Origin of the sequence: Promicromonospora sp. NPDC090134, from assembly GCF_044746965.1 — a bacterium.
Classification (GTDB): domain Bacteria; phylum Actinomycetota; class Actinomycetes; order Actinomycetales; family Cellulomonadaceae; genus Promicromonospora.
Map to the genome: position 1 here is coordinate 112,013 of NZ_JBIVCZ010000010.1, position 11,002 is coordinate 123,014.

The following is an 11,002-nucleotide window of genomic DNA, read 5'->3' on the forward strand; positions in this document are numbered from 1 at the left end:
AGAGGGTTAGAGTTATGTCAGGTTGCTGCTGAGTTCGACGGTAGGTGCGCCGCCGGGGTGTGTCGAAGACATCGTTGCGCGTGTCGCGCAACGATGCACGCGAGAAATCACAGCGATGTTATTCCTGGTCGGTGCGTGAGTCGGTGCGCGACCCGCTCGGCAGGTGACCTGGTCAGTGCGTGACCGGCAGTCCGGGCGACGACACGTCGACGGTGGTCGCCGTGGGCTCCGCCCGCAGCAGCGTCTGCGCGACCTTCGTCTTGAGCGGCACGTCCGCGCCGCTCCCCCACAGGATCACGCGCCCGTCGGACAGCGTGGTCCGCACGTCGTCCTGCGTGGCCGCGCTCACCGTCGTGATGTCGGCCGCCAGCTTCGGCGGCAACGCGCCGAGCACCGCGAGGGCCGCGTCCAGGGCACGGCGGCCGGCCCCGGCGTCGGACAGCGAGGTCACGATCGAGGGCAGGCCCTCGGGTACCTCCTCGGCGGTCGCGACGCGGACGCCCTCGGCGTCCATCAGGGCGTACACGTCGCCCGGCTGCGGCACCGCGGCGACCGGCTCGCGCGAGGTGAGCTCCACCGTGAGCCCGTCCGGCCAGGCCCGCGTGATCCGCACGTTCTTCACCGCGTTCATCGCGAGGATCTCCTCGCGCAGGCCCACGGTGTCCAGGCGCGGCAGCGGCACGCCCGCCTCGCCCGTCACGGCCTCGCGCACCTCGCCGACGTCGACCGTGGTGCCCTCCCCCGTGACCCGGACCTGCTCCGCGTCGAGCGCGAACAACGGCGAGAAGAACGTCGCCCACCCGAGGCCCGCCGCCACCGCGACCACCAACGCGGTCCAGCCGATCCGGCGCCACACGCGGTAGCGCGCCATCGCGGTGCGCTCCGCGAGGCGGTCGGCGAGCTGGTCCGAGACCACGCCGGGCCGGCCCTCCGACGACGGCGCGCGGCCGGCCTCGGGGCGAGCAGCCTGCGCGCGGGGCCGGGCCGGCTGGGCCTCGCGCTGCTCGGCCTGGTGCTCGTCGGTCCGGCGCTCCTCGGCCTGCCGCGGCCGAGCCGAGCGCGCCGGGCCCGGCCGCGGCCCGGCCGCGGTCCGGTCCTCCCGGGCCTGGTCCTGTGCGGCCGCGCCCTGGTCCGCCGGGCGCGGCCGTGCCGTGCCCGCGGCGCGAGGGCGCGCGGGCGGGCGCATCAGTCCTCGCCCAGCCCCGGCGTACCGGTCGCCACGCGGCCCGCGAGGCGCGCCAGGACGGCAGGTCCGAGCTGGGTGACGTCGCCGGCGCCCACCGTGAGCACCACGTCGCCCGGCCGGGCGAGGTCGGCGATCACGTGCGCGGCGTCGAGGCGGTCCGGCACCGCGTAGGCGGCGCCGTGGTCGGTCATGAGGTCGACGATCGTGTTCGGCGTGACCGTCGGGTCGAGCTCCTCGCGCGCCCCGTAGATGTCCGTGACCACCACCTCGTCGGCGGCGGACAGCTCCTGCGCGAACCGGTCGGCGAACGTCTTGGTGCGCGAGTACAGGTGCGGCTGGAACAGCACGAGCACGCGGCCGCCGTCGGCGATCTCGCGGGCAGCGGTCAGCACGGCCTTGATCTCCGTGGGGTGGTGGGCGTAGTCGTCGACGACGCGTACGCCGTCGGCCCGGCCCTTCTCCTCGAAGCGGCGGCCCGTGCCGACGAATGCCTCGACCCCGGCGACCGCCTGCTCGGCGGGCACGCCCAGCAGCACCGACGCGATGACGGCGGCCGTCGCGTTGAGCACGTTGTGCTTGCCGGGGACCGACAGGCGCATCGGGATGCCAGGCACGGTGCCGGACACGCCGGCGCCGTCGGCCACCTGCTCGTTGGTGCCCAGCACGTCGCCGCGCAGCACGGCAGTGGTGCCCTCCGGCGTCGTGGAGATGTCGGTGACCCGCACGCGGGCCGTGTCGTTGGTGCCGTAGGTGATGACGTGGCCACCGGTGGCGCAGATCGTGGCACCCACGGACAGCGAGCCCTCGTCGTCGGCGCAGGCGATGAGCCAGCCCTCGGGCACCAGGCGGCGCGCGAACCGGATGAACGCGCCGTTGAACGCCTCCGGGGTGCCGTAGTGGTCCAGGTGGTCGGCCTCGACGTTGGTCACCACAGCGATGGTCGGCGTGTAGTTGAGGAACGAGCCGTCCGACTCGTCGGCCTCCGCCACGAGCACGTCGGACGAGCCCAGGTGGCCGCCCGGCGTCGAGCCGTTGGCGGTGCGCACCGTGCTGCCGATCGCGTACGACGGGTCCAGCCCCGCCTCGCGCAGGATGGTGGCGACCATGGCCGAGGTGGTCGTCTTGCCGTGCGCGCCGGCGACGGCGACGCCGCGCGACCCCTCCATCAGCGCGGCCAGGGCCTGCGAGCGGTGCAACACGTTGAGACGGCGGGACCGGGCGGCGGAGAGCTCCGGGTTGTCCTCGTGCACCGCGCTGGAGATCACCACGGTGTCCACACCGCTCAGGTGGGCCGGGTCATGACCGACCCACACCTGGACGCCCTCGGCGCGCAGGGCCGCGAGGGTGTCCGACTCGGCGGCGTCGGAGCCCTGCACCGACACCCCGCGCCCGGCGAGCAGCCGGGCGACGACGGACATGCCCGCCCCGCCGATGCCGATCATGTGGACGCGGCCGAGCTTCGCGACCTGATCCGCCATCTGATCCGTGACCGTGGTGCTCATGACCTGACCTCCGTGGTGTCGGTACCTGCTGACCGTACGGCTTGCTCGACGAGATCGACGACACGTGCCGCGCCGTCGCTGGTGCCGGCCGACCCCGCGGCCTTCGCCATGACACCGAGCCGCTCGCGGTCCGCGAGCAGCGTGGGAACGTTCTGGGCCACCCAGGCGGGCGTGACGTCGGCGTCGTCCACCAGGAGGCCGCCACCGGCCTCGACCAGCGGGGCGGCGTTCAGCCGCTGCTCGCCGTTGCCGATCGGCAGCGGCACGTAGACGGCGGGGACGCCCAGCGCGGCCAGCTCGGCGACGGAGCCGGCGCCGGAGCGGCAGACGACGAGGTCGGCGACGGCGTAGGCGTGCTCCATCTGCTCGAGGTACTCGCGCACCTGGTAGCGCGCGGCGTCCACGCCGGCCACGGTTTCACGCACCTCGTCGGCCTTGCCCTTGCCCGTCAGGTGCAGCACCTGCGCGCCCGCCGCGAGGATCTGGGCGGCGGCGCCCGAGACGGCACGGTTCAGGCTCTGGGCGCCCAGCGAGCCCCCCGTGACCACGAGGGTCGGCAGCGCGGGGTCGAGGCCGAGCTCGGCGGCGGCCCGGGCGCGCACGCCCGCGGCGTCGGCCTCGCGCGCCTGGACCAGGCCCGCGATGGCCTGCCGCAGCGGCAGGCCCGTGAGGATGCCGCCGCGCAGCGGCGTGCCGGCGAAGGTGACGCCCACCCGCGACGCCCACCGGGCGCCGAGCCGGTTGGCGAGGCCCGGCCGGGCGTTCTGCTCGTGGATCACGATGGGCACACCCTTGCGCTTGGCCGCGAGGTAGGCCGGGGTGGCGACGTACCCGCCGAAGCCGATCACGGCCTGCGCGCCGATCTCGTCGATCGCGTCCTCCGCGGCGCGCACGGCGGCCGTCAGCCGGCCGGGCAGCCGCAGCAGCTCGGGGCTGGGGCGGCGCGGCAGCGGCACGCGCGGGATCGGGCGCAGCTCGTAGCCGCGCGACGGCACGAGGTCGGCCTCCAGGCCGGTGGTGGTGCCGAGCGCGAGCACGCGCGCGCCGGGCTCCCGGCGCCGCACCTCGTCGGCCACCGCGAGCAGGGGGTTCACGTGTCCCGCGGTGCCGCCTCCGGCAAGCACCACCGACACAACTGCTGAGCTCATCATCACCTTCTCGTCGTCGCCCGGGCCCGGGCGAATCGATCGCGACGCGGCCTGCCGTGCAGGATCTGGTCACAGATCAGGCCGCCGTGCACATTTCTACCGTCTCCGGACCGCGCCGCCCAGCACGGCCAGTGACTTGCGGACGACGCTACCGCGTGCAGCGAGTGCCTTGGCAGCCCCCGGCTCCGTCCGGGCGAACGATATGACCATCCCGAGCGCGGCCATCGTGGTGATCAGCGCCGAGCCGCCGGCGGACACCAGCGGCAGCGGCACGCCGATCACCGGCAGCACCCCGATGACCACGCCGATGTTCACGAACGCCTGGCCCACGATCCAGCAGCCGACGGCGGCCGTGGTCACCTTGACGAACGGGTCCTTGTGCCGCTGGATCACGCGGCTCATCGCCAGGCCCAGCACGGCAAACAGCGCCAGGACCAGCACCGTGCCGAACAGGCCGAGCTCCTCGCCGATCACGGCGAAGATGAAGTCGTTGTGCGCCTCGGGCAGGTAGTTCCACTTCTCGCGGCTGCCGCCCAGGCCCACGCCCCACAGGCCGCCGGTGCCCAGGCCGAACAGGCCGTGCAAGGACTGGTAGCACTCCGAGGTCTCGTCGCACTCGGCGCCGTAGGTCGCGATGATGCGCTGGAGCCGGTCCCCCGACCCCTGCTGCAGGATGAAGACGTACCCGACCACGAACGCCGCCAGGGCGCTGCCGAGCCCCATCAGCGACAGGGGCACGCCCGCGACCAGGAAGGCGCCGGCCACGAGCAGGCCCATCACCAGGGCCGTGCCGAGGTCGCCTCCGGCGAGCACCAGGCCCATGACGGCGACGGCGCCGGGCACCGCGGGCAGGATCGAGTGCGACCAGCTCCCGAGCAGTGCCTGCTTGCGGCCCAGCACGGTGCCGAGCCAGACCGCGAGCGCGAGCTTGGCCAGCTCCGAGGGCTGGAACGAGAACGGGCCGAGCTCCAGCCAGTTCTGCTGGCCGTTGCGGATGGAGCCCAGGAAGATCACCGCGACGAGCAGGGTGAGCGCGACCAGGAGGGCGGGCAGCGCGAGCCGCTTGTACCAACGGATCGGCAGGTGGGCGGCGACCAGCAGCACGGGCAGGCCCATCAGGGCGTATTGCGCCTGGACCAGGAACGCCGCGTACGGTGACTGGCCCTCCGCGATGGAGGTCACCGTCGAGCTGGAGAGCACCATGATCAGGCCGATCACGGTCAGCAGGCCGGTGGTACCCACCAGGAGGTAGTAGCTGGTCACCGTCGCGTTCCACTGACCGAGCCACGGGCGGTCGGGTGCCTTGCGGTCGGGTGCCTTGCGGCTCGTGGTCGTCGTGGCCATCCCCTGCCCCCTCCCGCGCTCAGCGCGTGGTGGTGAGGTCACGCACCACGCGGACGAACTCCTCGCCGCGCTGGGCGTACGAGACGAACTGGTCCTGCGACGCGCCCGCCGGGGCCAGCAGCACGGTGTCCCCCGCCTGGGCGAGGTCGCGTGCGGCCGTCACCGCCCGGCGCATCACGGTCTCAGTGTCACCGGGATCGATCACCACAACCGGGACCTTGGGCGCGTGTCGGGCCAGCGTGTCGGCCAGCGGGCCCGGGTCGGCCCCGATCACGACGGCGGCGCGCATCCGGTCCGCGCGCGACGACACGAGGTCGTCGAACGTGGCGCCCTTGGCCAGGCCGCCGGCGATCCACACGACGGTGCCGTGCGCGAAGCCTGCCAGGGACGCGGCCGCGGAGTGCGCGTTCGTCGCCTTGGAGTCGTTCACATAGGTGACGCCGCCCGCCTCCGCGACCCGCTGGATGCGGTGCTCGCTGGGTCCGAAGGACCGCAGGCCGTCGCGGACGGCGGCCGCGGGCACGCCGTGCGCCCGGGCCAGCGCGGCGGCGGCCAGGGCGTCCGCCACGATGTGTGTGGGCACGACGCCGTTGTGGTCGCCGAGCTGCTTCAGGTCGGCCAGGGTGCCGAGCTCCGCGGCGCTCTTGCGGCGGTCCGGGTCGTCGTGCTCGGCGTGGAAGGCGCGGTCCACGAGGACGTCGTCGACCAGGCCGACGTCGCCCGGGCCGGGCGTGCCCACCGCGAAGCCGACGGCGCGGGCGCCCTCGACCACGTCGGCCTCGCGCACCAGGTCCTCGGTCGTCGGGTCCGCGACGTTGTAGACACAGGCGACCTGGACGCGCTCGAAGATGCGGCCCTTGTCGCGCGTGTAGGCCTCGAGCGAGCCGTGCCAGTCGAGGTGGTCGGCCGACACGTTCAGCACGGCGCCGGCCTGGAGCGACATCGTGTGCGTGAAGTGGAGCTGGAAGCTGGACAGCTCGACGGCGATCACGTCGAGCGCCGGATCGAGGGCCGCTTCCACCAGCGAGCGGCCCACGTTCCCGACGGCGGCGGTGCGCAGGCCCGCGGCCCGCAGGATCGCGGCCAGCATCTCGACGGTGGTCGTCTTGCCGTTGGAGCCGGTGATCCCGAGCCACGCGGCCGGCTCGTCGGTGCCGAGACGGTTCGCGCGCAGGCGCCAGGCGAGCTCGACCTCGCTCCACACGGGCACGCCCGCGGCGAGAGCCGCGGCGACGAGGGGGTGGTGCGGCGGGAAGCCCGGCGAGGCGACGAGCAGGTCCGCCGAGGCGAGCACGGCGGCCGCGCCGTCGGCGTCGAGCGCGCCGTGGTCGGCGTCGTGCGCCTTGTCGTCCACGGTGACCAGGGAAGCCACGCGCGGTTCGAGCACCCGCTGGAGCGAGCGTCCGGTGACGCCGAGGCCCGCCAGGACGACGCGGGCGTCAGCCAGGGGGACGCGGGGCTCGACCGTGCCGTAGGTGTCGCCCTGCGGTCCGGCCGGGCCGGGGGCCTCGGTCACGAGGCCACCCACTCGGCGTAGAAGATGCCCATGCCGAGGCCCGCGAGCAGGCCGGCGATGAGCCAGAACCGGATCACGATGGTGACCTCGCCCCAGCCCGAGAGCTCGAAGTGGTGCTGCAGCGGCGCCATCTTGAACACGCGCTTGCCGGTCATCTTGAAGAAGCCGACCTGGATCACCACGGACGAGACGATCAGCACGAACATGCCGCCGATGAGCACGGCCAGCAGCTCGGTGCGGCTCAGGATCGACAGGCCGGCCAGGGCGCCGCCCAGGGCGAGCGAGCCGGTGTCGCCCATGAAGATCTTGGCGGGGTTGGCGTTCCACCACAGGAAGCCGACGCAGGCGCCCGTGACGGCGGCCGCGACGATGGCGAGGTCCTGCGGGTCGCGCACCTCGTAGCAGCGTGGGCCGGCCGTGGCCAGGAACTGGCAGGACTGGTTGAGCTGCCAGATGCCGACCAGCACGTAGGCGCCGAACGTGATGATCGAGACGCCGGTGGCCAGGCCGTCCAGACCGTCGGTCAGGTTCACCGCGTTGGACCAGGCGGAGACCAGCAGGTTGGCCCAGATCACGAAGAGGATCAGGCCCACGGTCGCGCCGGCGAACGCCAGGTCGAACTCGGTGTCGCGCAGGAACGAGATCTTGGTGGAAGCCGGGGTGCGCGAGTTCTCGTTGGGGAACTGCAGCGCGAGCACGGCGAACGAGATGCCGACGATGCCCTGGCCGATCAGCTTGGCGCGCGCCGTCAGGCCGAGCGACCGCTGCTTGCGGATCTTGGTGAAGTCGTCAAGGAACCCGACCAGGCCGAGGCCCGCCATGAGGTACAGCGCGAGCAGCGCCGACACGCTCGGCAGCCGCCCCGACACCAGCATGGAGGCCGCGACACCCACCAGGGTGGCCGCGATCATGACGACGCCGCCCATGGTGGGGGTACCGCGCTTGGTGAAGTGCCCCGTGGGGCCGTCCTCGCGGACGAACTGGCCGTAGTTCTTGTGGACCAGGAACCGGATGAAGACCGGCGTGCCCAGCAGGGCCACGAGCAGCGCCACCGCGGCGCTGACCAGGATCGCGATCACTTGTTGTTGTCCTTAGCGGTCAGAGCCATCGACAGGTGGTCGCCGAGCTCCCAGAGTCCGGAGCCGAGCGAGGACTTCACGAGCACGACGTCGCCGGGCTCCAGCGACTCGTCCAGCATTGCGCGGGCGGCGTCCAGGTCGGGCACGAAGATCGACTCCGACCCCCAGGACCCCTCCTGCATGGCGCCCTCATGGATGTGATAGGCGCCGTCGCCCACCACGACGAGCTGCTTGATGTTCAGCCGTACCACGAGGCGGCCGATCTCGTCGTGCGCGGCGCGCGCGCCTTCACCGAGCTCACGCATCTCGCCGAGCACTGCGACGGAGCGGCGGGTGCGGCCGGACATGACGGCGAGGGTGCGCAGGGCGGCCTTCATCGAGTCCGGGTTCGCGTTGTACGCATCGTCGATCACGGTGACGCCGTCCGGCCGCTCGGTGACGGCCATGCGGTGCGGGCTGCGGGCGGTGGCGGCCGAGAGCCGCTGCGCGACGTCGGGCACGGACACCCCGAGGCGCAGGGCCACCGTCGCCGCGGCGAGCGCGTTGCTCACGTGGTGGGGGCCGACGAGCTGGAGGGCGACGTCGGCGCGCTGCTCGCCCGTGGCGCCGTCCTGCGCTGTGCTCCCCGCGACGCGGAGCGTGAAGCTCGCGCGGCCCGTGGCGTCGACCGTGATGTCCTCGGCGCGGACGTCGGCGGACGGGATGGTGCCGAAGGTCTGCAGGGTCGTGCCGGGGGCGGCCTGGCCGGCCATGGCTGCGACCCGCAGGTCGTCGGCGTTCAGCACGACCGTGCCGCCGTCGACCACGCCCGAGACCATCTCGGCCTTGGTCTTCGCGATGGCCTCGACGCTGCCGAAGTGGCCCACGTGCGCCACGCCCACGGCGAGCACGACGCCGACGTCGGGCGGCGCGATGCGCGTCAGGTAGGCGATGTTGCCGATGCGGTCGGCGCCCATCTCGGCCACCAGGTAGCGCGTGGCCGGGGTGACCCGCAGGACGGTCAGCGGCAGGCCGATCTCGTTGTTGAACGAGCCCGTGGGGACGATGATCGCGTCCTCGCCCGCTTCCGGGGCCAGGAGCTGGCCCAGCAGGTCCTTGGTGGTGGTCTTGCCGACCGAGCCGGTCACGCCGATCACCCGGGGCGCCTCGCCGTCGGCGGCCGCCTCGCGGACCGTCGCCAGCACGTACCGGGCGAGCTCGCCCAGGGCCTCCTGCGGGTCGTCCACCACGACGGTCGGCAGGCCGTCGAGCTCGCGGCCCGCCAGCACCAGCGCGGCACCCGCAGCGACGGCCCGGGCCGCGAAGTCGTGCCCGTCCACCCGCTCCCCCGGCAGGGCCACGAACAGGGCACCCGGCCCGGTGTCGCGCGAGTCGATGATCACCGCTCCCGTGACCGTGACGTCCGGGTCGGCGTGCAGCCGCCCGCCGGTGGCTGCGGCGACCTGTGCCGCAGTCAGCTCGATCATGCCTGTGTCGTCCTCTCCTGCGTGGGTCCTGCTGGGGTTGCGCGTGCTGGGTGCTGCTCTGTCTGCCGGGTCACGCGCCGCGGGCCGCCAGTGCGGCGCGCGCCTCGACCCGGTCGTCGAGCACGTGGTCCACGCCGGCGATCTCCTGGATCGTCTCGTGCCCGCGACCCGCCACCAGCACGGTGTCGTCCGGGCGGGCCGCCAGGATCGCGGTGCGGATGGCGTCCGCGCGCGGGGCGACCTCGTGGACCTCCACCGTACGCGAGCCGCCGTCGTCCACGGTCTCGACGGTGCCGCCCGGCGCGGCGACGCCGGTGCCGGCGAGCACCTCGGTCCGCACCTTCGCGGGGTCCTCGTCGTGGGGGTCGTCGTCCGTGACGTAGACGACGTCGGCGCCGTGCACCGCCGCTGCGCCCATGAAGGGGCGCTTGCCGGGGTCGCGATCGCCCGTGGCGCCGAAGACGACGGCGAGCCGGCCCGACGTCGTCGGGCGCAGGGCCGCGAGGGAGAGCTCCAGGGCCTCGGTGTTGTGCGCGAAGTCCACGACGACGCGCGGGGCCGTGGCCAGCACCTCCATGCGGCCGGGCACCGTGGCGCTCAGGCCGTCGGCGGTCGCCAGTGCCTCGACGACGTCGCGGATGTCCGAGCCGCCCTCCAGCACCATCGCGACGGCGAGGGCCGCGTTGGCCACGTTGTAGCCGCCCGGCAGCGAGGTGGAGGTGCGCAGCGTGCGCCCGTCGTGATGCGTCAGCGTGAAGGCGGACCCCGTGCCGTGGGGCGCGACGTCGGTCACGACCCAGTCGGCAGCCTTGTCCGGCAGCGTGGTCAGGGTGGCGACGGGGATCTGCGCGGCCCGGGCCATGCGCTCGCCCCAGGCGTCGTCGACGGTGACGACGCCGCGGCGGGCACGGGCGGGCGTGAACAGGTCGGCCTTGGTGTTGAAGTACGACTCGAAGTCGCCGTGGAAGTCCAGGTGGTCCTGCGTCAGGTTGGTGAACCCGGCCACGCCGAACACGATGCCGTCCACGCGGTGCTGCGCCAGGGCGTGGGAGGAGACCTCCATGGCCAGCGTGCGCACGTGGTCCTCGCGCATCGCGGCAAGCAGCGCCTGGAGGTCGGCGGCCTCGGGCGTGGTGAGCGTGCTGGCGATCACCCGGTCGCCGGAGCGCGTCTCGACGGTGCCGATCAGGCCGCCCGTCCAGCCCAGGGCCCGCAGCAGGTGGTCGAGCTGGTAGGTCGTGGTGGTCTTGCCGTTGGTGCCGGTGACGCCGAAGGTCATCAGGTCCTCGGCCGGGTTCCCGAGCACCCAGCCGGCGACCTGGCCGAGGATGGCGCGGGGGTCGTCGGCGACGATGACCGGAACTGTGCTGCTGGTCGCGAGCAGCTCGGCCCCGCGGGCGTCCGTGAGCACGGCGGTGGCCCCCCGCCTGACGGCGTCCGCGGCGAACTGCGCACCGTGTGCCCGGGCGCCGGGCAGGGCCACGAACAGGTCCCCCGGCTGCGCGACCCGGTTGTCCGAGGCGACGCAGGTGACCGCGGCGTCAGCGGGCTGACCTGGGGCGATGGTGAGACCGAACGCGACGGCGAGGTCCGAGACCTGGCGCGCTGTCGTGGCGGCCGGTCGGATCCGGTCGATCGGGGATGTCACGGAGAAGAACCTACCGTCTCTGGGGACGGGGTCTCGTCCTGGGTGTGGGCCTTGGGTGGTGGTTGTGGGGCGGTCCGGTCGGTGGACAAGTCAGGTGTGACACCACAACCAGG

8 protein-coding genes are annotated in these 11,002 nt (G+C 73.5%); all 8 read right to left on the reverse strand.

Features of this window, described 5'->3' with window-relative positions; translation table 11 throughout:
* Window positions 1–172: 172 nt before the first annotated feature.
* Window positions 173–1,186 carry a cell division protein FtsQ/DivIB gene (locus ACIPN7_RS24005; RefSeq protein ID WP_400548367.1) on the reverse strand — a complete coding sequence of 338 codons (1,014 nt, stop codon included), beginning with the start codon at window positions 1,184–1,186 and terminating at the stop codon, window positions 173–175.
* The gene (murC, locus tag ACIPN7_RS24010) at window positions 1,186–2,688 is read right to left on the reverse strand and encodes a UDP-N-acetylmuramate--L-alanine ligase (protein WP_400548370.1); all 1,503 of its coding nucleotides are present in this window, start codon (window positions 2,686–2,688) and stop codon (window positions 1,186–1,188) included. The genes ACIPN7_RS24005 and murC overlap by 1 nt, the downstream gene beginning before the upstream one ends.
* Window positions 2,685–3,839, reverse strand: coding sequence for an undecaprenyldiphospho-muramoylpentapeptide beta-N-acetylglucosaminyltransferase (gene murG / locus ACIPN7_RS24015; protein WP_400548373.1), 1,155 nt, complete (start codon window positions 3,837–3,839; stop codon window positions 2,685–2,687). Before murG ends, murC begins: the two co-directional genes overlap by 4 nt.
* 93 nt (window positions 3,840–3,932) lie before the next feature.
* On the reverse strand, window positions 3,933–5,180 hold the full coding sequence (gene ftsW / locus ACIPN7_RS24020; RefSeq protein ID WP_400548376.1) for a putative lipid II flippase FtsW: 1,248 nt from the start codon (window positions 5,178–5,180) through the stop codon (window positions 3,933–3,935).
* 19 nt (window positions 5,181–5,199) lie between these two features.
* Complete coding sequence (gene murD, locus ACIPN7_RS24025) at window positions 5,200–6,696, reverse strand: UDP-N-acetylmuramoyl-L-alanine--D-glutamate ligase (protein WP_400548379.1); 1,497 nt, start codon at window positions 6,694–6,696, stop codon at window positions 5,200–5,202.
* Window positions 6,693–7,775, reverse strand: coding sequence for a phospho-N-acetylmuramoyl-pentapeptide-transferase (gene mraY, locus ACIPN7_RS24030; protein ID WP_400548382.1), 1,083 nt, complete (start codon window positions 7,773–7,775; stop codon window positions 6,693–6,695). The genes murD and mraY overlap by 4 nt, the downstream gene beginning before the upstream one ends.
* On the reverse strand, window positions 7,772–9,241 hold the full coding sequence (gene murF / locus ACIPN7_RS24035) for a UDP-N-acetylmuramoyl-tripeptide--D-alanyl-D-alanine ligase (protein WP_400548385.1): 1,470 nt from the start codon (window positions 9,239–9,241) through the stop codon (window positions 7,772–7,774). Before murF ends, mraY begins: the two co-directional genes overlap by 4 nt.
* A 70-nt stretch (window positions 9,242–9,311) precedes the next feature.
* Complete coding sequence (locus tag ACIPN7_RS24040) at window positions 9,312–10,889, reverse strand: UDP-N-acetylmuramoyl-L-alanyl-D-glutamate--2,6-diaminopimelate ligase (RefSeq protein ID WP_400548388.1); 1,578 nt, start codon at window positions 10,887–10,889, stop codon at window positions 9,312–9,314.
* Window positions 10,890–11,002: the final 113 nt, after the last annotated feature.

Coding starts and splice junctions, on each gene's coding strand:
- ACIPN7_RS24005 (WP_400548367.1), bottom strand. CDS start 1,186: ATGCGCCCGCCCGCGCGCCCTCGCGCCGCGGGCACGGCACGGCCGCGC.
- murC (WP_400548370.1), bottom strand. CDS start 2,688: ATGAGCACCACGGTCACGGATCAGATGGCGGATCAGGTCGCGAAGCTC.
- murG (WP_400548373.1), bottom strand. CDS start 3,839: ATGATGAGCTCAGCAGTTGTGTCGGTGGTGCTTGCCGGAGGCGGCACC.
- ftsW (WP_400548376.1), bottom strand. CDS start 5,180: ATGGCCACGACGACCACGAGCCGCAAGGCACCCGACCGCAAGGCACCC.
- murF (WP_400548385.1), bottom strand. CDS start 9,241: ATGATCGAGCTGACTGCGGCACAGGTCGCCGCAGCCACCGGCGGGCGG.